Here is a 25155-nt window from a genome sequence, read left to right as displayed (position 1 = left end):
TCCGAGCATAGTGATCTCAGAACAGGAGATGAGTCCGGTTCGGATGCTTACGTCCCTCCGGCAGGATCTACAGCGAAGGATTCAAATCCAATCAGGATGGAGGCATTGTGAATATAGCCGTACCGCTTCGCTTGTCGAATCGACTCGCCTGTTTTTGGCGATAATTGAAAGTGTTGACGGTGGGCTGTTAAGTAAATGAAACACCTGGCAGGATAACAATCCGTTGAACCCTGCTTATCGACAGGCCGACAGCAACGAACGGGCCGTGGCCTCAATAAAAACTCAAGTTGCCCGGTCGCTCGCCGATAGGTTGCGCAGCAATCCCATTCGAAGGACCGGAGCATGTTTTACCCACGCGAAGCTGAAAAAGACCACCTGTATAACCGAATCGTCCTGCTTACCGTTGCTTGCTGTGTACTGTTATTTCTAGCCTCCCTGGCAAAACACTCAGGGTTCATTTATGGGGCCATTCGGTGGAGCGCTGTCGAGGTAAACGGTACCGTGACGCAACTGGAAAGCATCCCGATGAATGAAAACGGCATCATCATTCGTTACCGATATACCGACGGTGATCAGCAAGTCCATGAAGACGAATACGTGGACCAACGCTATAACGAACATGATCAGTACGAGGTAGGGGGTGACGTTCCCCTGCTGTATTCACGTTGGTTTCCCCAAATCAGCAGCATCGCCACCGAGCTACACTCTTATCGCGCCAGCTTCTTCGTCATGGCTGGCGGGGTATTGCTGACATTGGTGTTCCTCGGGATTTCCTTCATGACGTTCGGTCGCATTTACCGCATGAAAGAAGAAGACCGCTTCTATTGAGCGGTCTGGCAACAATCGCTCAGGCAAACCGGAGTGCTGCGCGCCTCCTCATGGATAAGGAGTTATGGATGACCGCTGCCTCGACACTCAAGCAGTACTCGTTAAAAAGCTGGGCCGCGATCGTGGCGATTGTTGGCTTGTTGGCCGGGTTCCCCAGCATTTCATCCTGGTTGGCCGAAATGAGGGCCGACTACTACAAAAGCCACTTCATTGGTCGTTGGACCGAAGCGTTCAGCTATCCCAACGGCGACGGCATGAAGTTCGAGTTCAAGGGCACCATCGAATACTTCGCCAACAATCATTACAACGTCAGCGGCGTCGTCGCGCTGGTTGGGACAGAGCCTTCGAAGCCGTTCAGGCTCGAATACAGCGCCAATGGCGCCGGCACCTGGAGCGCAGACAGCGAAAACCTGTCGTTCACGCTGCAGCAGATGAAGACGTTACCCAAGACCTACTCGGTTGACGGCAAAGATATTTCGCCTTTGACAGTGGCGCAATTTATCGGCCCCAGCATGCCCAACCTCAGTGATATCTACCCCGAAGGGGGATCGGGGCACGCGCGCATCAAGGAGGTGGATAAGAACAGGATGGTCCTGGAGCAAATGGATCTTGAGGGCAGGCCCTTTATCGTGACTGCGGATCGTCAGGTAGCAGGGCCGTCTGGTAAGCCTTGATTTGAAGCCCGGGTATCCGGCTGAAATGGGTAACGTAAGCCGGGTCTGTCAGGCAACGAGCGACCTCCGCTCGTAAGCTACGTCGCCTTGCGCCTTTGCCTACAACTACGCCAGAATCCGCCGGCTTGTTCGCCTGGGGTTGCGTCGGTAGTTTGGGACCTGTCACTGCTCATCAGTGATCGGGTTTAGCAGCTCGTGGTGAAACAGGTTGTGCAAGGCGTCATCCAGTCAGGACTCCCATCCTGCACTTGATGGTGGCTGTGCGCAGGGCGTCCCCGGACGCGCCGGCTTCTTGTTTCCCCGGTCTGCTAACCTGCGTACAGCTGCCTCCCATCGTTTAGCAGCGAGAGGGTGATGGCTTCAACTACAGGAAGCAAGACGATGGCAAAAGATACGCCGAATCCCCCCGATACGAACGAACACCTCTCCCGTGCTCAGTCTGCCCGCAACAAGAAAGTCGATGACGCTGCCACGCGAGCGTTGGATTACTATCTGAAACCCAAGCCTAAGAGCGAAACGTCTGACAAGTCGGACTCCATTTTTCGGATTGATGCGAGTGTGGATTCTGAGTGTTTGCTTGCGAATCTCAGTGAGAATCTGGCTTCGGCGAACGCGATGATCAGTGATTTGGCGTTTGATCTTGATGGGTCGCGGCGGCGGGTTGCGATGGGGATTTTGCAGGTGATTGAGGTGAGTGAGCTGTTGGCGAATCGGGCTTTGGATATTGTTGAGGTGAGGTAGTCGACGGCTTCGCCTCAGTACGGGAAAGGTCTTGCTCGGCTGGACCTTTCCTGCCGTCTTGTCTTGGGCGGTAAACACACCGCTGACCCGCAGCGTGTGTGGAATCGGTTGGCGCTGGGGCAAGCCGGTGAGGTGATGACTGTCTAACGTTTAAGGAATGCTAACGCGTAAAATCGGCACTTCGTGCTAACACGAGCGGAGCAGCGACCGTGGAATACGACGACAGATTGATAGAAGAAGCTGTGCTTGCCTTGCTGGCAGCCTTCAGCTCCGACAGCGGCAATGCCTGGAAAGGTTTCGACTTCGAAGTCATGAACCGATTGCATGAACAAGGCCTTATCAGCGATCCGGTGAACAAGAACAAGTCGATCTGGTTGACGGAAGAAGGGTTGGAGCGAGGTCGACAGATTGCCGAGCGGTTGTTCGGGAAGAAGAGTTGAGGGGCGCGTCGCTTCGTGATCGCTCGCTGGAAGCCATAGCAACCCATAGCGAAAGCTTGGCATGCCGCTAATGCCATGTTCGGTGATCATTCGTCGCCCAGCACAACGCGGCCAAACCTAGCGTTGTTATCCAGTGGCGTAATTGCCAATAACGGATCGAGGCGAATTTACTGGCGACCGTCCGTGGCTACCATCTGTCTCGATAATCGAAGGAGACCTGATAGACGTAGGTGGGCCAATCAATTGAATGCTGAAAATAAGGTTGGAGAATTGTTATCCATTCTTGTGGGACATTAAAACCTCCGTTATTTATGTTGTTTTCGATTGGAATCCCTAGGGCTTCAATGACAGAGCCGTCATCACCCAAGTTTTCGGAATACTCCTCACCCTCGTAGGAGTCGGTTTGCTTGTTATACCATTCAAGTCTTAGTTTTAGTCCCATTTGGCTCGCTCAGCTTTTTGATCTGGTTTTGGTTGAGGGAGCATCGGCGCGAGTTCCGATGAAATATTCCAGTCCGGCAGGGAATTTCATATCGAGAATTTTTTCTATTTTTTTGAGTTGCTCTTCCGTGATCTCCAGCTCTCCTGGTTCAACAGCATTGAATGGTTTGGCTTCAGTTATCCGGGCTAGCGCTTCGTTTTGCTCGGCGTTTTTTATGCAAGTCTCAAATTGCAGTGAGTCGTCTTTCTTGTCGTCTGGATAGAAGCCTGTTATTGAAAAGTAACGCATGGTATTCCTCGTTTTGATGGCTTTAATGAGTTGATTGCTGCTGCTTAAAAAAAGCAACAGGTTTCGTGGTAGCTCTATTGAACATGCTTTTTCCAGCGCTGCAATTTGAGATGTGTTCAATGCGTAATCATAAGAATAGCTTTCTTCTTTGGTCCAATTCATTACCTTTGCTAGAGTCCGAGTGTTAATGCAGAGCGTGTTTTCGTATGAGGCAAAGTCGTCACCGTCTATTACGCCCATTATTTTATGCTTCATGGTTCTATCCACCTCGTTGGAGGCGCTGGTTTGGTTTGGGCACCCATAACAGTAGCGGATTTTCCTCGGCTTTATTCAAGGCAAACGATTTGAACGAGGCGGTTATCGCCATGAATTGTTGCGTGAGTCCACTCTTCGACTGTCTTTATCTGTTGTGGTGATAGATCATAGACAAAACAAAAAACTTCAGGCTTTGTCCAGCCCATAAGTGCGGCCAACTGGTCCATATAGGCGATTGGGACTTCTACGGTCTTTATCAACTCTTCAGTAGTCATGTCAAAAATTTCAACGATGGGCTTCACTTCTCTGCTTTCCTTGTCGGAGGTTGGGTCTAGTTTGCCTGCCAGTTATCGGGTTTTTCGAGATATTGGCCTTGTGTGTGTCACTAGTTTTTACCAATTGGTTCTGTACCGAAATGCAATTTGATAGTCGAATATTTCTGGTTCGATTGGGTGGTCAAAGAAGGACTGGAGGATCGGTATCCATTCGGCGCGTACATCAAAGCCTCCGTCATATATTTCTGGTTCGCTTTCCAGATTCATCGCCGAGATTGCCGATACATCATCTCCCATGTCATTCGAATATTCTTTGCCTTCACCCAATTCGGTTTTTTTGTCGTACCAATCAAGTCTTAATTTTAGTCCCATTCGGACTTTCTCCCGGTTTCTGTTGGGGGCTAGTCGGCGCAAGTTCCGATGTAATACTCCAGTCCCGCAGGGAATTTTATACCTAGCACCTTTTCTATTTCTCTAAGTTGTTCGTCTGTTATCTCCAGTTCTCCTGGTTCAATTTCGTTGAAGGGTTTGGTTTCAGTTATTTGCGCCAGTGCCTCATTTTGTTCGGCGTTCTCGATATAAGTCTCGAACTGTAATGAGTCGTCATTTTTGTCGTCTGGGTAGAAGCCTGTTATTGAGAAACAAGGCATGATGTTCCTCTTTTAATATCTTTCTGGAGGTTAGTTGCTGCTGGTTAAAAAAAGCAATAGGTTTCGGGGTAGCTCTATTGAACACGCTTTTTCCAATGCTGCAATTTGAGACGTGCTCAACTCATAATCGTGAAAATAGCTTTCCTCTTTGGTCCAGTTCATTATTTTTGCTAGAGCTTGAGTGTCAATACAGAGCTCTTTTTCGAACGAGGCAAAATCGTCACCGTCAATTACGCCAATTATTTTGTGTTTCATGATTCTATCTTGTCGCGCTGCGCTGTGAGTCCAATCATAAACTTATCTTTAGGACCCTCCCATCTTCAACGCTTTACGTCGCCGCTACGTACAAATGTTTTGATGGGAGGTGGCTAGTTGTTTTTTTTACCAATTAACTCGGTATCGAAGTGCAATTTGATAATCGAATTTTTCTGGGGCGATTGAATGCGTAAAGAAGGGCTGGATGATAGGTATCCATTCGGCACGTACATCAAAGCCGCCGTCATATATTTCGGGTTCGCTTTCCAGATCCAATGCCGTGATTACTGACAAATCATCCCCCAAGTCGTTCGAATATTCTTCGCCTTCACCCAACTTGGTTTTTTTATCGTACCAATCCAATCTTAGTTTTAAGCCCATCGTGTCCTCACAAATATTTTTTTATGTTGCGGTTTTTTTTTGCCTTGCCTACTTGGACGCCCGTCTCGTGATCGAACGCGCCTAAATGACTTCCATCGCTTGCGCGATATGCCTCTAGCTCGCCATGTTGGGAGTCCCACTCGTAAATAGTCCTTCCTTTAGGGTCAACCCAACGTTCTCTAAGTCCCGCTCCTCCTTGTTTTGGCGTTTGCTTTTTTGCCGATCTTAGATTTAAAAAGCCGGTAATTTCTCCGGTTTTTGGTGCTGGATAGTAGTCATGATCGGGGTTACCGCTTCGCCTGACAGAGACCACAACATAAACCGGCCGAACCCCCGAGTCCGCCGGAAACACCAGAATGAAATCCTTGTACTCCGGCGGATAGATCGGGTCGACGATGATGCTGTCGGCCATCGGCGTCGGCGGATAGATCCAAATAGGCGGTGCCTGGGGCGCAGCTTCCAGGGCGGGAATGCCGAGGGTGTCAGCCGGATTGATAGCCGGCGTCCAGATCAGCTCGATACCGTCACCCAGGTCGGCGATGAACTGATCGGCTCGCGGCGTGAACTGAACAACATCAACCATTTCCCAATCGGGATGCTGACCGGTATAGAAGCCATACCCCTTGAGACTGCCATCGGCCTGCTGCTCGACGCTCAAGCGCATGCGGCTGCGGGCCTGCTTGAGATCGCGTAGCTGGTCTTCGCTATAAAGCGCGCTATCGCCCAGATTGGATGGCCAGAGCAGGGCGACGATGCCTGTCAGCAGGGCTGCGCCGACGGTGCCGCCGGCAGCTGCAGCCGAGGAAGTTGCCGAACCGCCCAGCGCGAGCCTGCCCAAGGTAACGGGAACCGCGCCAGCGCCGATCCGCTTGAGGGGGATCGTGCCGGATGGGTCGGCGCTCCTGCCGCCGAGCCACATGAGATCGCCGTACTGCTTGACCAGATCCGCCGGGACGTAGCCGTTGGGGTTGCTGTAATCGATGATGCCGTTGGGGAGCTTGCAGCTCTTGGCAAACACGCTTCCAGTCACGGTGAATACAGGCTTCTTATCCACCGTGGCCCAGCGTTCTTGCTCATAGGCTGCCTGCCGGGCAAGCATGGCTTCGTAAGCCTGCTGCCGGGCGTCGCGCTCGGCCAGTTCGCTAGCGGTCATGTCCCGATAAGTGACGTGATGCCCATCGCCGCTGGGTGGGTTTCGGACCTGGGGGATGTCTTTTTTGCGTGTCGCCACGTAGTGAATCTCGTCCGCTAAATGCAGCGCAGACGCTAACGCGGGAAGAGAGGGGCGCGATGTAGGAGGTTTCTTGAAATGGTTGTTCCGGTTTCCTCAAAACAGGTAGGGCTGGCTATGAGGGGCCGGAACAATTTGAAGTGTCAGATGGGGCTGTCAGTCATTGGGCAATCGCAACTCGCCAGCCGACGTCACCTTGCGCCTTTGCCTACAACTACGCCAGAATCCGCCGGCTTGTTCGCCTTGGATTGCGTCGGTAGTTTGGGACCTGTCACTGCTCATCAGTGATCGGGTTTAGTCGCCCGTCGTTGCTAAGTCGCTCAAGCGTCCGTCAGTCAGGTATCCCCATCCCTGCACTCGATGGTGGCTGTGCGCAGGGCGCCCTTGGGCGCGCCGATTCCTTAGCTCGTCGGTCGACTAACCTGCGTACAGCTGCCTCCCAATCGTTTAGTCGCGAACGGGAAGTAGCCTCAACCAAAGAGAGCTAAGGCTATGGTCAAAATTACACCGAATCCTCCTGTTACAGATGAGCCCACGTCTCGTGCCCAGTCTGCCCGTAACAAAAAGCTCGACGACGCGGCCACCCGCGCGTTGGATTACTACCTGAAACCCAAGCCTAAGAATGAAGCGTCTGACAAGACCGACTCCATTTTTCGGATTGATCCGGGTGTGGATTCCGAGTGTTTGCTTGCGAATCTGAGTGAGAACCTGGCTTCGGCGAATGCCATGATCAGTGATTTGGCGTTTGATCTGGATGGGTCGAGGCGGCGTGTTGCGATGGGGATTTTGCAGGTGATCGAGGTGAGTGAGCTGTTGGCGAATCGGGCTTTGGATATTGTTGAGGTGAGGTAGGGCAGCAGCGCTACGCGCAGCCTGGATTGGAAAAAAGGTCTTGCCCAGCAAGGCCTTTTTTTGTTCACCCGAAGGCTTAGCGCTATAGCAAACCCTAAGCCCCCAAACGTCCGCATTCTTTACGCATGTGAGCTTTTCTGCGGATTCCACGCGCATTTGGACACCCATTCCACGAACACTTGGACAGCGATTCCACGCTGACTTGGACACTCATTCCACGGCCACTTGGACACTGATTCCACGAGCACTTGGACAGTGATTTCTCACTGATCCGCCCCGCGCTCAGGCAGGCGGCAACGCAGGACTATTCACTACCATCGGCCTCTTTTATCGAAGCGAAGAGGTCGTCGTGGAGCGTATATCCATGCGTAAAATCCGAGAGGTACTACGCTTAAAGTTCGACGCCGGCCTGTCCGTGCGCAAGATCGCCGCCAGCCTGCGCATCAGCAGCGGCAGTGCCGGCAGTTACCTGCACCGTTTCAACGCTTCCGGGCTGACTTGGCCGACATCATTGTCGGACGCCGAGCTGGAGCGATGCCTGTTTCCGCCAGCACCAACAGTTCCCAGCGATCAAAGGCCGATGCCTGATTGGGCTTGGGCGCATGCCGAGCTGCGCCGCCCCGGCGTGACTCTGGCTCTGCTCTGGCAAGAGTACCGACTCGCTCATCCGCAAGGCTTTCAATACAGCTGGTTCTGCGAGCACTACCGGCTCTGGGCCGCCAAGGTCGACGTGGTCATGCGCCAGGAACATCGCGCCGGCGAAAAGCTGTTCGTCGATTACGCGGGTCAGACCGTGCCGATCATCGACCGGCGAACCGGAGAGATCCGCCAGGCCCAGATTTTCGTCGCCGTCCTCGGCGCCTCCAGCTACACCTTCGCCGAGGCGACCTGGTCGCAGAAACTGCCCGACTGGCTGGGCTCGCACGCCCGCTGTTTTGCTTTTTTCGGCGGCACCGCACAGATCCTAGTGCCCGACAATCTGCGCAGTGGCGTGACCAAGGCGCACCGTTACGAGCCCGATATCAACCCCAGCTACCGCGATCTGGCCGAGCACTACGGCGTCGCCGTATTGCCTGCTCGCTCACGAAAACCCAAGGACAAAGCCAAGGTCGAAGTCGGTGTTCAAGTGGTCGAGCGCTGGATCCTGGCGGTGCTGCGCAATCGGCAGTTCTTTTCGCTGGGTGAACTCAACACGGCCATCGGACTGCTGCTGGATCGCCTCAACCAAAAGCCCTTCAAGAAACTGCCCGGCTCACGCCGTTCGGCCTTCGAAACCCTTGACCAGCCGGTACTGCAAGCACTGCCGGAACATCCCTACGTCTATACCGAATGGAAAAAGGTGCGAGTCCACATCGACTACCACGTCGAGGTCGACGGTCACTTCTACTCGGTGCCGTACCAGTTGGTGAAGCACCAACTCGAAGTGCGACTGACTGCACAGACCGTCGAGTGCTTCCACGCCAACCAGCGCGTGGCCAGCCATCTGCGCTCGCCGCACAAAGGCCGCCACACCACCCACACCGAGCACATGCCCAAAAGTCACCGCGAACACGCCGAGTGGACGCCGCAACGGCTGATCCGCTGGGCAGAGCAAACCGGGCCGAACACGGCTGGCGTTATCGCCGACATCCTCGAACGCCGAATCCATCCGCAACACGGCTTCCGCGCCTGCCTGGGGATCCTACGCCTGAGCAAACAGCACGGCGAAGCGCGGCTGGAAGCCGCTTGCCAGCGTGCGCTGGCACTGGGCGCATGTAGCTATAAAAGCCTCGAATCAATCCTGCGCCAAGGGCTGGAACGCCTGCCGCTGGCTCAGCAAAACCTGCCGCTGCTGCCCGACGAGCACATCAACCTGCGCGGCCCCGGCTACTACCACTGACCTGAAAAAGGAGGATAAAAATGCTACCGAACCCGACCTTGGACAAGCTGCAAACCTTGCGCCTGCACGGCATGATCAAAGCGCTCAGCGAGCAACACGCAACGCCCGACATCAACGATCTCAGCTTCGACGAACGCCTCGGCCTGATGGTCGACCGCGAGCTGACCGAGCGCGAAGACGCCCGCCTGACGACTCGCCTCAAAGCCGCACGACTGCGCCATAACGCCTGCCTGGAAGACATCGATTACCGCAGCCCTCGTGGCCTGGACAAGGCGCTGATCCTGCAACTGGGTAGCGGCCAGTGGCTGCGCGATGGCCTGAACCTGATCATCGGCGGGCCGACGGGCGTAGGCAAAACCTGGCTCGCTTGCGCGCTGGCTCATAAAGCTTGCCGCGACGGTTACAGCGTGCGCTATCTGCGCCTGCCGCGCTTGATGGAAGAACTGGGCCTGGCACACGGCGACGGCCGCTTCGCCAAGCTAATGGCCGGCTACGCCAAGACCGACCTGCTGATCCTGGATGACTGGGGCTTGGCGCCGTTTACCGCTGCTCAGCGGCGCGACATGCTTGAACTGCTGGACGACCGCTACGGCAACCGCTCGACGCTGGTGACTAGCCAGATGCCGGTGGACAAATGGCACGCACTGATCGGCGATCCGACCTTGGGCGATGCGATCCTCGACCGGCTGGTGCACAACGCTTATCGGATCGAACTGAAGGGCGAATCGATGCGCAGACGCGCAACGAAATTGACGGCGACAGAGACTTCAGACTAACAATGCAAACCTGCGTCGCTGCGCTCCGACTGCCCGGCCGGATGAGCGTGGAATAGGTGGCCGGATGTTGGTGGGCTGGGTGGCCGGATGGCGTGGAATGCGCAGGTTAGCTTGGGCGAGACAGAACGCAACTGGCCGCCTGCACGGCGCCGGGGCCCCTGGAGACTTTAAAGGTATACGGGGTCGGAAACCCGCGGGATTTTGTTAGCGACAGGCATCCCACCTTACTGAAATTTCAACGTTGAAATTGAAAGGAACCTGACGAAAAAAGGGGCATCGTTACCGTGTTGGTAAAGATGCCCCTTTGTGTTTCTGATAACGCACACATGGGGTTCGTCAACCGTGTCAACTTCGTCAACCTGTCAACCAACCTCAAAAAACCAGCCGCTAACACGAACGCGCGGGTTTCCGACACCCGTGTCACAAACGATACTCCAGGGTCCCCTGTAGGGGATTTGTTAACCTCAGTTATCCGGTTACCCAATTTTTTCCTGAGAGGTTTCCTATGGCGCGGATTTCTGATCCGGGAAGGTGGAGCTAGCGAAATCTGCCAGGCCATACAGAAGGCGATGAGAAAGAGTCGCTTTTGCGCTGGAGGTAAGGGATATCCGGGGCATTGGGGGATTGTAATGGAATATTCGCCCAGAATCGGTATAACGGGTGTAACGGGTGTAACGGGTGTAACGGGTGTAGCACGTGTAACAGTGTAAAGTAATGCATTGAAATATATAGACTTTATTGGTGTTACACACTTTAACTGCGAGCGTTACACCGGATCTAAAATGGACGACGCGTGTAACACATTCGGGATTTTAGGCTTTAGTGTGGAGTGGTGCTTACGCTAAAGACTGCGTTGGCAGTGATAGCATTCCGAGGATGCTGATTTTCTTAAGCAAGGAGCAGTGATGCGAATTTGTAGAATAAAAATTAAAAATTTCGCAACTTTTAAGCTTCTTGATATCCGTACGGACAAGAGCATTGTTGTGGTTGGTGAGAATAAGGTCGGTAAGAGCAACCTGATTCGAGCTTTACAGTTGGTTCTAGATCCCAGCCTGTCCGACCGCGATAGACAATTGGGACTTGAGCATTTCTGGGATGGGTTAGGTGACGAAAAACTTGGCTCAACGGTCCAGGTCTCGGTCTGGTTGACTGACTTCGACCAAAATCCCAATTTAGTGGCGACATTAGCGGACTGCATTGTTGCCCCTGGGCCTCCATTGAGAGCCCGCCTCACTTATCGGTTCCAACCAAAAACTAGCTTGGAAGACGCACCACCTAGATCTCTGGCTGATTATGAGTTCGTCATCTTCGGCGGAACTGATGAGGACAATACGTTTACCTCGACACAGCGCCGCCAAATTCCCTTAGACGTTCAAGGTGCGCTTCGAGATGCTGAGAAGGACCTATCCACTTGGCGCCGCTCGCCCTTAAGACCAATGATCGAGGAACTCACATCAGAACTGGATGATGATGCAAGAGAGGAAATTCAGGAGTTGATTGCTGAGGCTCAGATTGAGCTAGCTGATCGAGATGAGGTAGTTAGGGCTGCTGAACGTATCGGAGGTAGGCTTACTCAGATTGTAGGATCAAGCCATACGGTGCCTATCAAGCTTGGCTTAGCCCCGACAGGTGTCGATACGTTACTTCGTGGACTGCGTATTCTCATCGACCAAGGTGTTCGAGGTATTGGAGATGCCAGCCTTGGAACCGCAAATCTGATTTTCCTCGCGCTAAAAAGCTTGGAGTTAGATCGTCTCGTAGCTGAAGGTGAGCGAAGCCATACCTTCTTTGCAATTGAAGAGCCTGAAGCTCATCTCCATCCACATGTGCAGCGGTTGGTTTACCGCTACTTTCTCGCGAATGAAATTGTGGTAGATCAAAACCCAACTGATCTCACGACAATTCTGACAACGCACTCACCCCACATCGCTAGCGTTGCACCTATAAAATCGATCATCCTGCTGAGGCATGATCATAATCAGCAAGCCACTGTCGGAAAGTCGACGGCGAGAGCCTCACTCAGCGCGACTGATGAAGAGGACTTACAAAGATACATCGACGTTACACGAGGCGAGCTATTCTTTGCTCAAGGAATCATTTTTGTAGAAGGTGATGCAGAGCGGTTTCTCCTGCCAGCCTTTGCGTCGGCCTTGGGCATTGAGCTTGATATGCTGGGTGTTTCAGTTTGCTCTGTGTCCGGTACCAATTTCACTCCATATATAAAGTTGGTAGCAGCGAACAGCCTCTCGATACCATACGTCATCATCACGGATCTCGATCCCGTGCCGGGGTACCGGCCGCTAGCTCGTACAAGGGTTGAGTCGATTCTCTCTGTCACAGATGATTCAGATTTTTCATCTATGTCACATGCTGCGGTCTTTGAGCGGGCCGAAACAAGCGGATGCTTTGTCAATCAGTACACCCTAGAGGTGGAGCTCTTTCATGCTGGCCTAGGACCCTGTATGAAAGAGGTACTTTTGTCTGAGCGAGACCTTCGGCCTGCTACCATTGCTCGTATTGATGGTTGGATTGCTAATCCAGCCACTCTAGACGCCAATAATCTTTTGGGCCTGATTGAGCGGGTTGGCAAAGGGCGTTTCGCCCAAGCTCTTGCTTCATACGTGACGGCAGCGTACTGCCCGACATACATTCGGCGCGCTATTGAGCGAATCCGTGATGAACTCGCATAATTCTAGTTCGCGTTACTTAGGCATGTCCCGTGAGTTGCGCGATAACCGAGGGCAGTGGGAAGCCTATGAGTCCACAGGACATTGCATTGTTCTAGCAGGTCCAGGTAGTGGGAAAACAAAAACATTAGCTTTAAAACTTGCACGTATATTAGCTGAAGATATCAGTGCTCCAAGAGGAGTGGCTTGCATCACGTTCAGTCAGGAATGTTCGAGGGAATTAATCAGGCGTCTTGATGCACTCGGTATCAAAGAGTCGTCCAGATTATTTATTGGAACTGTACATGGTTTCTGTCTCAGGCACCTATTGGTGCCATATTCACGGCTAGCGAATTTGGGACTACCGCACCCAATAGAGGTGTCAACGACCGAGCAAAATCGGGCTGTATTCGAAGCTGTTTCAGTTCAATTATTTGGTGCTCGGAACTCATATCGACAGCATGATGTTGATAATCACCGACGGGCATACTTCGACCGTCAGAGTCCAGAATGGCAATCCGAGCCAGAACTTGCCCAAATCGCAGAGGCGTATGAAGGAGAGTTACACAGAAGGGGGCTAGTCGATTTTGAAGATTTAGTCCTTTACGGTCAGCGTCTTGTGATTCAACACAGTTGGGTGTTGCCACTTATACGAGCGAAGTTTCCTGTGCTTGCAATCGACGAATATCAGGACCTCGGAGTCGGTCTGCATAAAATTGTTCAGAGGTTAGCTTTTAACGGTGGTGTCCGTTTATTTGCAGTTGGAGATGCGGATCAATCGGTATATGGGTTCAATGGGGCAGATAGCAGTCTTTTACTGGAGTTGGCTGCCCGGCCAGACGTTCAATGCGTTCGATTGAGCCTGAATTATAGGTGCGCGAACGGGATCATTGACGCTGCGGAGCGAGCGTTAGGGGAGGCGCGTGGATATCGGTCATCTGATGTGTCGCGAGTTGCGCAGGTAGAAATTATCCATAGGCCTCTTGGAATTGCGGATCAAGCTCGGTATGCAGTTGAAAATCTAATCCCCCATGTCCTATTGAGCACACCTGGCCGTCAGTTGGGTGATATCGCGGTCCTATATCGCAATGCAGAGATAGGCGATCTCGTGGCGCGCTCGGCACAATCCGCAGGTTTAAATTTCATGCGTATAGATAACGCGGCGCCATATCGAAAATGCGCAGTTGTCAGCTGGATAGAGGACTGTGCCGCTTGGTGCTCAGGAGGTTGGAGGACTGCACAGCCAAAGTTAGGAGGGCTGATTGACCGATGGTGCAGATTTCATCAAGCGCGCCTCTCAGACGCCGACTGCCAGCATGAGTCGCGAATGCTGGCCACATTCTTGTGGGCCAGGCGAAGAAATGGTGAGGCTTTTGAGTTTCTTGCTGCTCTGCGTACTGAATTGCTCGACGTACTGCTAAGCTCCTACCGCACCCTTAACGACCAAAGAGTTCAAGTGGATGCGATGTCCCGAGCGCTAAGTCCAGGCGGTGCGCTCGTCGGGCTCGACCTAGCAAGGCTTGGAGGTCGAGATGGCGCGCCAAATCAGCTTAATCTGCTCACATTTCATTCGGCAAAAGGGTGTGAGTACAAAGTAGTGATTATTTTGGGCCTTGATGAAGGTGTGTTCCCTTGGAGTAATGAAACCGACGACGAGCTTCAGGAGAGTCGGCGGCTCTTTTATGTAGCGCTCACTCGGGCACGTGACGAAGTGCACCTCATTTACTCCGGCTGGTCAGCTAATAGGTTTGGACGTCGCTTTGATAACGGAATGTCGCGCTTTCTGAGAGACCTCATTAGCTTGTGATAGGCGCAGTCGTTGCTATGCTCTGTTCGCGACGGTTGGTCCGGCTGACGACGACTGCAAGGTGGTGCTGATTTTGGATGCAGAAAGTGTGGATTGCCGCTAGCGTGATGGCAAAATAATGTCGTCGGAGGCGAGCAACAAGAGTACGATCCTGCAGACAAAGCCCCGTATGTTCAATAGAGGAACAAGGAAGTCAATGAACAGTATCGTACCTAACGCTTCTGCCAGGATTTTAAGCACAACGCTGCATCATCTTGATATGGATACCGAGACCTGTGCGGCAATTCCCATGCCCGTTGAGCGCCAAGATTTAGAGCTCTATTTGAACGAGTTGCTAACTGAAATTAACGGCCGCCCACAAAATCGTGCTTATGCGCTCGCCAGCGCTACCACAGAATTCGCTACCTCCCTTCAATCTTTTTATGGTAACCAGGATTTAGCATTAAACCCCCAAACGAAAGTGTTGGCAGAACGATTGTTACGAGTCGAGTTAACTACCGAGGAACGGTACGGTCACTTGAATACTGCCGGTACTGGTCATATTAAAAAGGGTAGCTTTCTTCAGTTTCTATATCGTGATGGTGCTGTTGTCACTTATCTCGGAGTGAAGGTGGAGCACCAAAGATTTTTGGACGAAACCGATCTTCGAGCAAAAATCGGATTGGGTGAGTCTCATAAAATATATAAGGCTTGCAAGGTTTCTTTTGATGATGTCGGAAATGCACAGAATGCACTCGTATTTGATACCAACTCGAGGCCATCAACCTACTGGTGGAAGGATGTTTTAGAACTTAGGCAGCTTCGTACAGATGCTTTTAATACTGAACAGGCTGTTAAAGCAGTTATGAGGGTGATTGCGAAAGTTAAAACTGTCTCGCCATCGGATTATACGATATTGAGAAATGCTACTGTGCATGCTTTCAAACAGGTAGGAGTTCTTAACTTTGATGATTTTGTTACGGTGACTTTTACTCAGTATACGCCAATTGAGCCTGGTCTCAGTTTAGAGCTGCCAAATCTAGTTGATAAACTGAAAGAACTTCCCACGAAGCGCAATTTCGATGGGCAATTTACTTTGGTTCCTGCCTCAGTTCCCTATCGTCGCCATACGATAGCTGTTTCAGATGAGGTTAGTGTGTCTTATAATGAAGATATAGCGAATCTTAGTGATAAGATTTGGTCGTCCAAAACGCCGGACGGACAGTCGGTAATAATTATCGACGCTCCGAATTCTGCGGACAAATTTACACCAAAACCGTGGAATGCTGTGTGATGTTACGACAGTCGATCTCTGATATGACGGTTACTCAAGAGGAAGAGCGGCTTGATCAATATCGTCTAAAAGCGACTGTCAGCTGCGCAGCAAGCGAATGTAAGCAAAAAATTGAAAGCGTGCTTAATTCGTGGTCAACAGATATTTTTTCTCGTGATCGTTTTTCGTTAACGTTAAGTTTTGAGGGGGAAGCTAAAAGTATAAGTGATTTTGATCTCCCTACTCGAGATTCAGTGTACGAGTTTCTGGGTTCGGATGACGAAGAGGTATGCGAGCTTTCACTTGAAATGGTTGTCAGTAAGAATGCAAGTCAAGGTGCATTGTCGATTTACAATCCAGATGCGTTTGGTAATTACCTGGCGCAAGAGCCGATATTGCATGTGTTAAGTGCCTTAGCGTCTCGCATGAATAATTCACTTGTTTTCGAAGTTGCCGGAGTAATTAATGCCTGTGCAACTCCTAGTATTGTTTTCAGATCAGCTGCGCCAGAAGCAACAGATGATACTAAGTTTGAACTGTCTCCAGAGGAAAGGCAGTCAACTTTGGATCTTTTTAAAGGTAACTCCTTTAATAAAACAATACCTGGAAATTTTATTCCTAAAGACTTTAGGCTTGATAAGGCAACGGGAGTGCCGGCGATAGATTTGTTTTTCGCTAAGGCTTGTTCGCTTTTGGCGGCAGTATTTATATCAAGTAGTGCGGAATTGACTGCTGATGGGAAACTTAGCTATAAAATTTGTGGTTATAAAAATATAACTGGGGTGGTTTCTTTATGTGAGATCTTTCCGGTCAAAGAGCAATTATATAAAATTGCAGATTGGGCTTATGGAGTTGGAGGTAGCTCCGATAAGGTTGGTTTAGTTAGAAATGTCTTGTCCTTATATATCAGCAAGCTGGAAGATATTGCACTGCATTCTGAGATATTTAGTGCGATCCATTCAAATTATCAAATTTATTTAAAAGGCAATATTGAAAGCTATCTTGAGGTTAAAAGCAAAATCGCTGATGTTTTAGTGGATACTACAACAAAGACTCAAGCGTTGGTCGACTCGTTGGTTGATTCCTTAAAGAATGGTGTGTTTGTTCTTCTGACGTTTATTTTGACTGTTGTAGTGGTGAATGGGTTAAAGGATACAAATGTTAACGCTATTTTTTCTGCGGTTTATATATGGGTGGTCGTTCTACTGAGCATCTTGATGACAATTTGGGTGGCGTTTTCATGTTTTAGCTCTCTGAGACAATACGATAAAGGCGTTGATACGATTGAGGCGGTTCTTAAGCTCAATTACCATATGGTGCTACAATCAGTTGAGATTGATCACGCGTTTACCCCGATTCGTATACGAAATCGTGAATACCTTAAGGGTCAAGCTTGGCGTTATTCAATTGCATGGGTGATAATTGCGGCGATATTAACGGCCGGTTTTGTTTGCGGTCATATAGTTTTTAAAGACGCACCCCAACCTGCGTCAGCATCAGCATCAGCATCAGCATCAGCATCAGCATCAGCATCAGCATCAGCATCAGCATCAGCATCAGCATCAGCATCAGCATCAGCATCAGCAGTATCCCCGATATTGCTTCCAGGGGTGATGATAGCTCCATTCATGGTGCGTAGTTATTATCGAGGTCTATTCGAATCAGCTTCTGGGCGTAATCATAAGTCCAGGCCGATTAGCGCTTTAAAGTCGGATAGGCGTCCACCGCCAAGAAAATAACGGTGTTCCGATTTATGTGAGTATTGTTTTTTTGTATCGTTCTCTATTACTCGTTTTTTGTTTTGAGGTATTCCATAAATCAATCTCTATGTAATAAATAGCCCGCTATCGCGGGCTATTTCAGAGTCATGCCGCTAGTACATCCTCCAAGGAAATGAAGCGTGCGGCGGAAGCCAGATCAGAACGGTCTAGTCTCGAATGGAAAGGACCAAACCGTGGAACGTCAAGTCCGGACAAGGCGTCTCCCATCCCACCTTTCAGATAGCTGACGGCAAGCATCCGTGATCCCAATGCAACCAATTGCTCGGTGGCTATATTCCACTCTTCATCTAATGCAATCCCTATCGCGTTCAAGGCCAATTTTTTGGCCTCATCCCCACGCTGTTGAGCGTTTGAGATTTGAGTTTCGATGGTGTTGAGAGCCTTTTCGGCACGCTCTTTGGTTGCGTCGTCATCGTCGGCCAATGCTGCTGCGTATGCGTCGGCAGCACGTTGTTCAGTGGTTTGAGCTTTTTCGATTTCGCCGCGTTGTTCCCGTTGTGCTTTCTCAAGTTTGGAGGAGGTTTTCGTGCGTTTATTTTATGGCTTCTTGAGCTCGCCTTATCTCTTCATGACTGAGGCTTGCGGCCTCACTTCAGTCTTTGAAATCTGACAAAACAAACGAAGTACAACTTGTAAGATAGGCCTCAACCTTCTCCAACGACGGCATAACCGCGCTACACGACTCGGTGCGCTCCCCGTCAGCCTCTCGAATCAGGATAACGGTATATCCGCCTTCAACCCGCCGCAGGGTGCCAACATATTTAACTGCACGACCCTGTTCGTCACTCAACGACGTAGCGATCAGGTCCTTCTCCGGCAAGGCTTGCTCCGTTCGCACCATCAGCGCCTTACGCTTCGTGGCGTAATCCTTCGCGGCGATCGCGCCGACAATCGCGACGGCGATCCAGAAGAGCATTTCCAGGTTGCTCACCATTCGACGTTTCGCTTCATGGGTGTCGGTTAGCCAACTGCCAATCGCTGCGATGATGTCGTCCATGGATTGCCTGCGTAGGAGTGTGTTCTGCCTGTTAAGTCTGCAACGCGGAGCGTCGCGGGATGCGTTACCACGCGGAGCGTGGGAACGAGCGCTGGGGGTTATAGAATATCTTTCACGTAACCGTTAAGCGCGATGAGCGGGGCGTAAAGGTCATCCATTTTCTGCACTGCGTTGAAATCCGCAGCCAAACGATGCAGCTCTCGGCCCAGCACCGTGTCCACTCCACCAATCGCCCCCAAGGCTAAATCCAGGCATCGACTGATTTCGCCCTGAATCCCAGCCACATCGCCCCGTCGTATCAGCAACTCAAAAACCTCACGGTCGCAACTGCCCATCAATGGATCATCCCGCAGGATCGGGCTGTGGCCCTCTGACTCATAAGCCAGCTTGAGGGAGTAAAGAGCGACCGTTTCCAGCAGCAATTCCATGGGGTGAAATCCTTAGTGACTGGGTGGGGAGGGTGGGGTGGAGTTGGTGGGTTATATCTTGGCGGTGGCAACTCGGAGTATTCGTGAAGGTAGTGACTTTATTGTGAGCGCTTCGCGCTCAAGCGGGAGCAAGCTCCCTCGCCACAGGTTTTTCCTCTATAACAGGTCTTCCCTTGCTACAGGTTTTTCCCTGCTACAGGTTTTTCTCTACCACCGGGGTTCTTCCTTGTTCTCAGGTTCTTCCTTACCACAGGTTCTTCCTCTCCATGGGGTTGGCTATGGGGACCGCTTCGCGGCCCAGCGGGGATAAATCCCCTCGCCACAAAGGGGGAATAAATCCCTTCGCCACACAGGGGAGCGGGGATAAATCCCCTCGCCACAAAGGGGGAATAAATCCCTTCACCACACAGGGGAGCGGGGATAAATCCCCCTCACCACAAAAGCGAGCGGGGGATTGGTTGGGATCTGCATTAGCCGCAAAAACCCACTTTCCTACAGACGAAAAAAAAGACCTTGAATTTCAAGGTCTTTCTTTAAGATGGTGCCCCGAGGGAGACTCGAACTCCCACTCCTTTCGAAAACGGATTTTGAATCCGCCGCGTCTACCAATTCCGCCATCAGGGCTCAATGGCGGCGAAGTATAGAGAGGTGCCTACCGTTGGTCAATCACGTTTCATGGTGAATTTTTGATATTTCCGCTAGACTTTCCGGCCCTGCTAGACGAACCCCATCATGCGTGTTGCTGACTTTACCTTCGAACTCCCGGATTCGCTGATCGCTCGCCACCCTCTGGCCGAGCGTCGCGCCAGTCGACTGTTGACCCTGGACGGGGTCAGCGGTGCCATGGCTCACCGTCAATTCACTGATTTGCTTGAGCATTTGCGCCCGGGCGATTTGATGGTGTTCAACAATACCCGTGTCATTCCCGCGCGTTTGTTTGGCCAGAAGGCCTCCGGCGGCAAGCTGGAGATTCTGGTGGAGCGGGTGCTGGACAGCCATCGCGTGCTGGCCCACGTGCGGTCGAGCAAGTCGCCCAAGCCCGGTTCGTCGATCTTGATCGACGGCGGCGGTGAGGCGCGGATGGTGGCGCGGCATGATGCGTTGTTCGAGCTGGAATTCGCCGAAGAGGTGTTGCCGCTGCTCGACCGTGTCGGGCACATGCCGTTGCCTCCTTATATAGACCGCCCGGACGAAGGTTCGGACCGCGAGCGGTATCAGACCGTGTACGCCGAGCGCCTGGGGGCGGTGGCGGCGCCGACGGCGGGGCTGCATTTTGATCAGCCGTTGCTGGAGGCGATCGCCGCCAAGGGCGTGGAGACCGCGTTCGTGACGCTGCACGTCGGCGCTGGCACGTTCCAGCCGGTGCGCGTGGAGCGTATCGAAGACCACCACATGCACAACGAATGGCTGGAAGTGAGCCAGGAAGTGGTCGATGCCGTGGCGGCCTGTCGCGCACGCGGCGGGCGGGTGGTGGCGGTGGGGACCACCAGCGTGCGCTCCCTGGAAAGCGCCGCGCGCGATGGCGTGCTCAAGCCGTTCAGTGGCGACACCGATATCTTTATCTACCCGGGCCGGCCGTTTCATGTGGTCGATGCCCTGGTCACCAACTTTCATTTGCCCGAATCCACGCTGTTGATGCTGGTTTCGGCGTTCGCCGGTTATCCCGAAGCCATGGCCGCCTACAAGGCCGCCGTCGAGCATGGATACCGCTTTTTCAGCTACGGTGATGCGATGTTCATCACCCGTAACCCCGCGCCACGCGGACCCGAGGAAACAGTATGAGTCGCACCTGTCGCATGTCCTTCGAGTTGCTCGCCACCGATGGCAAGGCTCGTCGCGGTCGTCTGACCTTCCCCCGCGGTACCGTGGAAACCCCGGCGTTCATGCCGGTGGGCACCTATGGCACGGTCAAGGGCATGCTGCCGCGGGACATCGAGGCGATTGGCGCGGAAATCATCCTGGGCAATACCTTCCACCTGTGGCTGCGCCCGGGCATGGAAGTGATCAAGGCTCACGGCGACTTGCACGATTTCATGCAGTGGAAAGGCCCGATCCTGACCGACTCCGGCGGCTTCCAGGTGTTCAGCCTGGGCGCGATGCGCAAGATCAAGGAGGAGGGCGTGACCTTCGCTTCTCCGGTCGATGGCTCCAAGGTGTTCATGGGCCCGGAAGAGTCGATGCAGGTGCAACGCGACCTGGGCTCCGACATTGTGATGATCTTCGACGAATGCACGCCGTACCCGGCCGATGAAGACGTGGCGCGGGTGTCCATGGAGCTGTCGTTGCGCTGGGCCCAGCGGTCGAAGAACGCCCATGGCGACAACACCGCGGCGCTGTTCGGCATCGTTCAGGGCGGCATGCACCGTGACTTGCGCATGCGCTCGCTCGAAGGCCTGGACAAGATCGGCTTCGACGGCCTGGCCATTGGCGGCCTGTCGGTGGGCGAGCCCAAGCACGAGATGATCAAGGTGCTCGATTACCTGCCGGGCGAGATGCCGGCTGACAAACCTCGTTACCTTATGGGCGTTGGCAAACCGGAAGATCTGGTTGAGGGTGTGCGCCGCGGGGTGGACATGTTCGATTGCGTGATGCCAACCCGTAATGCCCGCAATGGGCATCTGTTCATCGACACTGGTGTGCTGAAGATCCGTAACGCGTTTCATCGCCATGATAATTCGCCGCTGGATCCGACGTGCGATTGCTACACCTGCCAGAACTTCTCCCGCGCTTATCTGCATCATTTGGACAAGTGCGGCGAAATGCTCGGCAGTATGCTCAATACCATCCACAATTTGCGCCATTATCAGGTGCTTATGGCTGGTTTGCGCGAGGCTATCCAACAGGGTACATTGGCCGCCTTTGTCGAGGCCTTCTATGCCAAGCGCGGGTTACCTGTACCGCCTTTGGACTGAGTTTTCCGATCCCTAGATTCAATACTTGCAACTGGAGTGCTAAATGAGCTTTTTTATCTCTAATGCCATGGCTGACGCGGCTGCACCGGCTGCCGGCCCTATGGGCGGTGGTTTCGAGTGGATTTTCCTGGTCGGCTTCCTGGTCATCTTCTACCTGATGATCTGGCGTCCACAGGCCAAGCGCGCCAAAGAGCAGAAGAACCTGCTCAGCAGCCTGGCGAAGGGCGACGAAGTGGTCACCACCGGCGGCATCGCTGGCAAGATCACCAAAGTGGCTGACGACTTCGTGGTACTGGAAGTGTCCGACACTGTTGAAATGAAGTTCCAGAAGGGCGCTATCGCGGCCACGCTGCCAAAAGGCACGCTGAAAGCGATCTAAGTAACAACTTCTATTCAATCGACGGGGCGCGCAAGGCGCCCCGCGTCATAAGCGGGCGGCGTGATGCTGAACAAATACCCTCTGTGGAAATATGTACTGATCCTGGCGGTGCTGGCGGTCGGTCTGATTTATTCCGCTCCCAATCTTTACCCGGATGACCCGGCCATTCAGGTCAGTGGCGCAAGCACTGCGCTGCAGGTCACCCAGGCCGATCTGGACCGTGCGAGCGCTGCGCTCAAGGCGTCCAACATCGAGGTCAAGGCTGCGTCCATCGCCGAAAACGGCAAGGGCGGCCTGTTGCGCCTGGTCAAGGCTGAAGACCAGTTGCCAGCCAAGGATGTGGTGCGCAAGGCGTTGGGCGACGATTACGTCGTAGCCCTGAACCTGGCCCAGACCACGCCGCAATGGCTGCGCAATCTCGGCGCCCACCCAATGAAGCTGGGCCTGGACTTGTCCGGTGGTGTGCACTTCCTGCTGGAAGTGGACATGGACAAAGCCCTCGACGCGCGCCTGAAAGTCTACGAAGGCGACGTCAAGAGTTTGCTGCGCAAAGAGCGTGTGCGTTATCGCAGCCTGCCGCAAATCGATGGTGCCATTCAGCTGGGCTTCAGCGATGAAGATACCCGCGAAAAGGCCCGTGCATTGGTCCGCAAGAACTTCAATGATTTCGACATTGTGCCGGCCGACCTCAATGGTCAGGCGGTGCTGCGTCTGGCGATGACCCCGGCCAAGCTGGCGGAAATCCGCGAATACTCCATCAAGCAGAACTTGACCACGGTACGTAACCGCGTCAACGAGCTGGGTGTGGCCGAGCCGATCGTGCAGCGCCAGGGCGCCAACCGCATCGTGGTTGAGCTGCCAGGCGTGCAGGACACCGCCGAAGCCAAGCGTATCCTCGGCAAGACCGCCAACCTGGAGTTCCGCCTGGCCGCTGAGCCGGGTGCTTCCAGGGCCACTTCCGAGAGCTTCGAGTTCCGTGAGGGCAATCGTCCGGCGGCGCAGATCGAGCGTGGCTTGATCATCACCGGTGACCAGGTAACCGACGCCCAGGCAGGCTTCGACGAGCAGGGCCGCCCCCAGGTGAACATTCGCCTGGACGGCCATGGCGGCGAACTGATGAACCGCGCCACGCGCAGCAACGTCGGTCGCAGCATGGCGGTGATCTTCATCGAGCAGAAGCCGACCACCACCTACACCAAGCAAGTGGTTAACGGCGTCGAGAAAGACGTACCGGTGCAGACCTTCAAGGAAGAGAAGAAGATCATCAGCCTGGCGACCATCCAGTCGCCGCTGGGCAGCCAGTTCCGCATCACCGGCCTGAATGGCCAGGGTGAATCCTCGGAGCTGGCCCTGCTGCTGCGTGCTGGTGGCCTGGCCGCGCCGATGTACTTCGCCGAAGAGCGCACCATTGGCCCGAGCCTGGGTGCCGACAACATCACCAAGGGTATCGATGCTTCGCTGTGGGGCATGTTGTTCGTGTCGCTGTTCATCATCGCCATCTACCGCTTCTTCGGCATCATCGCCACCGTCGCCCTGGGGGTGAACATGGTGCTGCTGCTGGCGCTGATGTCGATGCTGGGGGCCACGCTGACCCTGCCGGGTATCGCCGGTATCGTGCTGACCATGGGCATGGCGGTGGACGCCAACGTGCTGATCTTCTCGCGGATACGTGAAGAGATCGCCGCGGGCATGTCGGTCCAGCGGGCAATCAATGAAGGCTTCGGTCGGGCATTCACCGCGATTGTCGATGCCAACCTGACCACGTTGCTGGTCGGCGGGATTCTCTTCGCCATGGGCACCGGCCCGGTCAAGGGCTTCGCAGTGACCATGTCCCTCGGGATCTTTACCTCGATGTTCACAGCCATTCTGGTGACCCGTGCAATGGTCAACCTGATTTATGGTGGCCGTGACTTCAAGAAGTTGTGGATTTAAGGGGCTGCCATGTTACGTACAATCAACTTCATGGGCGTTCGCAACGTTGCGTTCGGCGTCACATTGTTCCTTACCGTCCTGGCGTTGTTCAGCTGGGCCACCAAGGGCCTGAACTACGGCCTGGACTTCACCGGCGGTACGCTCATCGAGCTGACCTACGAGCGTCCGGCCGACGTCACCAAGGTGCGCGAGCAACTGGCGTCGTCGGGCTACAGCGATGCCATCGTGCAGAGCTTTGGTGCGACCACCGACCTGCTGGTGCGCATGCCGGGTGAAGACCCGCAGTTGGGCCACCAGGTGGCCGAAGCCTTGCAGAAGGCCGGCGGCGACAACCCGGCCCAGGTCAAGCGCGTCGAGTTCGTCGGCCCGCAAGTGGGTGAAGAGCTGCGCGACCAGGGCGGCCTCGGCATGCTGATGGCGCTGGGCGGCATCCTGATCTACCTGGCCTTCCGCTTTCAGTGGAAGTTCGCGGTGGGTGCGATTGTCTCGCTGATCCACGACGTGATCGTGACCGTGGGCATCCTGTCGTTCTTCCAGGTCACCTTCGACCTGACGGTGCTGGCGGCGGTGCTGGCGATCATCGGTTACTCGCTCAACGACACCATCGTGGTGTTCGACCGGGTGCGTGAGAACTTCCGTGTGCTGCGCAAGGCGTCCCTGATCGAGAATATCAACATCTCGACCACCCAGACCCTGCTGCGGACCATGGCGACGTCGATCTCCACCTTGCTGGCGATTGCCGCGCTGCTGTTCTTTGGTGGCGACAACCTGTTCGGTTTCTCCATCGCGCTGTTCATCGGTGTGTTGGCGGGTACTTACTCGTCGATCTACATCGCCAACGTGGTGTTGATCTGGCTGAACCTGAGCACCGAGGACCTGATTCCTCCTGCGGCCACCGAAACGGAAGTGGACGACCGCCCGTAAGGCTCCGGTCTCCAACCGTCACCGCTGAAAAGGCGCGAGTTGAACTCGCGCCTTTTTTTGTGCTCCAAGGCTGGGAGAAGCGCGGATTAGTCCGCTTGTGATGGTCAGGA

At 53.6% G+C, this 25155-nt stretch carries 27 protein-coding genes, 1 tRNA gene and 1 pseudogene; 17 read left to right on the top strand and 12 right to left on the bottom strand.

Annotation, left to right across the window (positions count from 1 at the left end; translation table 11 throughout):
- Positions 1-342 precede the first annotated feature (342 nt).
- The 4 genes from AC09SL_RS19020 (at position 343) to AC09SL_RS19005 (ending at position 2683) form a co-directional block, all read left to right on the top strand.
- On the top strand, positions 343-828 hold the full coding sequence (locus AC09SL_RS19020; protein WP_058546886.1) for a DUF3592 domain-containing protein: 486 nt from the start codon (positions 343-345) through the stop codon (positions 826-828).
- Between the two features lie 68 nt (positions 829-896).
- A complete protein-coding gene (locus tag AC09SL_RS19015) occupies positions 897-1502 on the top strand; it encodes a hypothetical protein (protein WP_058546887.1) in 606 nt (201 codons plus the stop codon).
- Positions 1503-1883: 381 nt separating this feature from the next.
- Positions 1884-2243, top strand: coding sequence for a DUF6124 family protein (locus AC09SL_RS19010; protein ID WP_058546888.1), 360 nt, complete (start codon positions 1884-1886; stop codon positions 2241-2243).
- A gap of 209 nt (positions 2244-2452) precedes the next feature.
- The gene (locus tag AC09SL_RS19005; RefSeq protein WP_058546889.1) at positions 2453-2683 is read left to right on the top strand and encodes a DUF6429 family protein; all 231 of its coding nucleotides are present in this window, start codon (positions 2453-2455) and stop codon (positions 2681-2683) included.
- Between the two features lie 187 nt (positions 2684-2870).
- Here the strand turns inward: AC09SL_RS19005 and AC09SL_RS19000 are convergent, their stop codons facing one another.
- The 8 genes from AC09SL_RS19000 to AC09SL_RS18965 form a co-directional block, all read right to left on the bottom strand.
- Positions 2871-3125, bottom strand: coding sequence for a colicin E3-like toxin immunity protein (locus AC09SL_RS19000; protein WP_081264518.1), 255 nt, complete (start codon positions 3123-3125; stop codon positions 2871-2873).
- A gap of 9 nt (positions 3126-3134) precedes the next feature.
- Positions 3135-3668: a pyocin S6 family toxin immunity protein gene (locus tag AC09SL_RS18995; protein WP_331250291.1), complete on the bottom strand. Its 534-nt coding sequence runs from the start codon at positions 3666-3668 to the stop codon at positions 3135-3137.
- 71 nt (positions 3669-3739) lie between these two features.
- Positions 3740-3970 (bottom strand): DUF7683 domain-containing protein, encoded by a 231-nt coding sequence (locus AC09SL_RS18990; RefSeq protein WP_058546890.1) that lies wholly within the window; start codon positions 3968-3970, stop codon positions 3740-3742.
- A gap of 90 nt (positions 3971-4060) precedes the next feature.
- Positions 4061-4315 carry a colicin E3-like toxin immunity protein gene (locus AC09SL_RS18985; RefSeq protein WP_058546891.1) on the bottom strand — a complete coding sequence of 85 codons (255 nt, stop codon included), beginning with the start codon at positions 4313-4315 and terminating at the stop codon, positions 4061-4063.
- Between the two features lie 29 nt (positions 4316-4344).
- Positions 4345-4593: a pyocin S6 family toxin immunity protein gene (locus tag AC09SL_RS18980; RefSeq protein WP_058546892.1), complete on the bottom strand. Its 249-nt coding sequence runs from the start codon at positions 4591-4593 to the stop codon at positions 4345-4347.
- A gap of 30 nt (positions 4594-4623) precedes the next feature.
- Positions 4624-4848, bottom strand: a complete 225-nt coding sequence (locus AC09SL_RS18975) for a hypothetical protein (RefSeq protein WP_058546893.1) — start codon at positions 4846-4848, stop codon at positions 4624-4626.
- Between the two features lie 126 nt (positions 4849-4974).
- A complete protein-coding gene (locus AC09SL_RS18970; RefSeq protein ID WP_058546894.1) occupies positions 4975-5229 on the bottom strand; it encodes a colicin E3-like toxin immunity protein in 255 nt (84 codons plus the stop codon).
- Positions 5230-5236: 7 nt separating this feature from the next.
- Positions 5237-6460: a colicin E3/pyocin S6 family cytotoxin gene (locus AC09SL_RS18965; RefSeq protein ID WP_058546895.1), complete on the bottom strand. Its 1224-nt coding sequence runs from the start codon at positions 6458-6460 to the stop codon at positions 5237-5239.
- A gap of 492 nt (positions 6461-6952) precedes the next feature.
- On the opposite strand from AC09SL_RS18965, the gene AC09SL_RS18960 reads away from it, so the two are divergent.
- The 8 genes and pseudogenes from AC09SL_RS18960 to AC09SL_RS18925 all read left to right on the top strand — a co-directional run bounded on the left by AC09SL_RS18960 (position 6953) and on the right by AC09SL_RS18925 (position 17431).
- Positions 6953-7312 (top strand): DUF6124 family protein, encoded by a 360-nt coding sequence (locus AC09SL_RS18960; protein WP_064107080.1) that lies wholly within the window; start codon positions 6953-6955, stop codon positions 7310-7312.
- A gap of 364 nt (positions 7313-7676) precedes the next feature.
- On the top strand, positions 7677-9191 hold the full coding sequence (gene istA, locus AC09SL_RS18955) for an IS21 family transposase (RefSeq protein ID WP_058546896.1): 1515 nt from the start codon (positions 7677-7679) through the stop codon (positions 9189-9191).
- A gap of 20 nt (positions 9192-9211) precedes the next feature.
- Positions 9212-9967, top strand: coding sequence for an IS21-like element ISPsy14 family helper ATPase IstB (gene istB, locus AC09SL_RS18950; RefSeq protein ID WP_058546897.1), 756 nt, complete (start codon positions 9212-9214; stop codon positions 9965-9967).
- Positions 9968-10872: 905 nt separating this feature from the next.
- A complete protein-coding gene (locus AC09SL_RS18945) occupies positions 10873-12657 on the top strand; it encodes an ATP-dependent nuclease (RefSeq protein ID WP_058546898.1) in 1785 nt (594 codons plus the stop codon).
- Positions 12644-13450, top strand: a pseudogene (locus AC09SL_RS18940) (UvrD-helicase domain-containing protein); the annotation flags it as partial. The gene AC09SL_RS18945 and the pseudogene AC09SL_RS18940, both read left to right, overlap by 14 nt.
- Positions 13451-13960: 510 nt before the next feature.
- On the top strand, positions 13961-14440 hold the full coding sequence (locus tag AC09SL_RS18935) for a 3'-5' exonuclease (RefSeq protein WP_231139268.1): 480 nt from the start codon (positions 13961-13963) through the stop codon (positions 14438-14440).
- A gap of 196 nt (positions 14441-14636) precedes the next feature.
- A complete protein-coding gene (locus AC09SL_RS18930; protein WP_196764491.1) occupies positions 14637-15713 on the top strand; it encodes a nucleoid-associated protein in 1077 nt (358 codons plus the stop codon).
- 23 nt (positions 15714-15736) lie between these two features.
- Complete coding sequence (locus AC09SL_RS18925) at positions 15737-17431, top strand: hypothetical protein (RefSeq protein WP_155742111.1); 1695 nt, start codon at positions 15737-15739, stop codon at positions 17429-17431.
- A 126-nt stretch (positions 17432-17557) separates the two neighbouring features.
- On the opposite strand, the gene AC09SL_RS18920 is transcribed toward AC09SL_RS18925, so the two are convergent.
- The 4 genes from AC09SL_RS18920 to AC09SL_RS18905 all read right to left on the bottom strand — a co-directional run bounded on the left by AC09SL_RS18920 (position 17558) and on the right by AC09SL_RS18905 (position 19522).
- Positions 17558-17896, bottom strand: a complete 339-nt coding sequence (locus tag AC09SL_RS18920; RefSeq protein WP_058546900.1) for a hypothetical protein — start codon at positions 17894-17896, stop codon at positions 17558-17560.
- Positions 17897-18065: 169 nt separating this feature from the next.
- Positions 18066-18470 carry a hypothetical protein gene (locus AC09SL_RS18915; protein ID WP_058546901.1) on the bottom strand — a complete coding sequence of 135 codons (405 nt, stop codon included), beginning with the start codon at positions 18468-18470 and terminating at the stop codon, positions 18066-18068.
- 98 nt (positions 18471-18568) lie between these two features.
- Entirely contained in the window at positions 18569-18898 is a 330-nt protein-coding gene (locus tag AC09SL_RS18910) for a hypothetical protein (protein ID WP_058546902.1), read from the bottom strand.
- Between the two features lie 539 nt (positions 18899-19437).
- Positions 19438-19522: transfer RNA gene (locus AC09SL_RS18905), tRNA-Leu, on the bottom strand.
- Between the two features lie 108 nt (positions 19523-19630).
- Between AC09SL_RS18905 and queA the strand changes: the two genes are divergently transcribed.
- The 5 genes from queA to secF all read left to right on the top strand — a co-directional run bounded on the left by queA (position 19631) and on the right by secF (position 25045).
- A complete protein-coding gene (queA, locus tag AC09SL_RS18900) occupies positions 19631-20680 on the top strand; it encodes a tRNA preQ1(34) S-adenosylmethionine ribosyltransferase-isomerase QueA (RefSeq protein ID WP_018607457.1) in 1050 nt (349 codons plus the stop codon).
- A 14-nt stretch (positions 20681-20694) separates the two neighbouring features.
- Positions 20695-21810 (top strand): tRNA guanosine(34) transglycosylase Tgt, encoded by a 1116-nt coding sequence (gene tgt / locus AC09SL_RS18895; RefSeq protein WP_161796642.1) that lies wholly within the window; start codon positions 20695-20697, stop codon positions 21808-21810.
- A gap of 43 nt (positions 21811-21853) precedes the next feature.
- A complete protein-coding gene (yajC, locus tag AC09SL_RS18890) occupies positions 21854-22189 on the top strand; it encodes a preprotein translocase subunit YajC (protein WP_058546903.1) in 336 nt (111 codons plus the stop codon).
- A gap of 63 nt (positions 22190-22252) precedes the next feature.
- Entirely contained in the window at positions 22253-24121 is a 1869-nt protein-coding gene (secD, locus tag AC09SL_RS18885; protein WP_058546904.1) for a protein translocase subunit SecD, read from the top strand.
- Between the two features lie 9 nt (positions 24122-24130).
- The gene (gene secF / locus AC09SL_RS18880; RefSeq protein WP_058546905.1) at positions 24131-25045 is read left to right on the top strand and encodes a protein translocase subunit SecF; all 915 of its coding nucleotides are present in this window, start codon (positions 24131-24133) and stop codon (positions 25043-25045) included.
- The last annotated feature ends 110 nt before the right edge of the window (positions 25046-25155 follow it).

The sequence above is a fragment of the Pseudomonas sp. PF05 genome (assembly GCF_056521845.1).
This window is presented reverse-complemented; position numbering and strand designations above follow the sequence as displayed.